General features: G+C 46.8%; 2 tRNA genes. Both read left to right on the top strand.

Going from position 1 to position 500, the window contains the following annotated elements:
* The first annotated feature begins 101 nt into the window (after positions 1 to 101).
* A tRNA-Ile gene (locus N0B36_RS24385) sits at positions 102 to 178 on the top strand.
* 108 nt (positions 179 to 286) lie between these two features.
* Positions 287 to 362: transfer RNA gene (locus N0B36_RS24380), tRNA-Ala, on the top strand.
* Positions 363 to 500: the final 138 nt, after the last annotated feature.

The raw sequence follows: 500 nt of genomic DNA, 5'->3' as shown, positions 1-500 counted from the left end.
AGGGGAACCTGCGGTTGGATCACCTCCTTACCTTAAAGAAACGTTCTTTGTAGTGCTCACACAGATTGTCTGATGAAAATTAGCAGTAAGAAAATCTCTGCAGGCTTGTAGCTCAGGTGGTTAGAGCGCACCCCTGATAAGGGTGAGGTCGGTGGTTCAAGTCCACTCAGGCCTACCAAATTTCTGCTGATGCTGCGTTGCGGCGACGCTCACATACTTCAGTATGCTTCGCGTCACCACGCCTTGCCTCAACAGAAATTAAGGTTAAACGAGATTTAACTACGATGGGGCTATAGCTCAGCTGGGAGAGCGCCTGCTTTGCACGCAGGAGGTCTGCGGTTCGATCCCGCATAGCTCCACCATCCTTTACTGCAAAAACACAAGAAAACTTCAGAGTGTACCTGAAAAGGTTCACTGCGAAGTTTTGCTCTTTAAAAATCTGGATCAAGCTGAAAATTGAAACGACACACTGTTTCATTTCTCCGTAAACAAGAAATGAA

Origin of the sequence: Citrobacter sp. XY323 (assembly GCF_025106035.1) — a bacterium.
GTDB classification, from domain to species: Bacteria; Pseudomonadota; Gammaproteobacteria; order Enterobacterales; family Enterobacteriaceae; genus Citrobacter; species Citrobacter braakii.
Note: the sequence above shows the minus strand (reverse complement) of the source record. Positions and strands in the feature narration are given on the sequence as shown.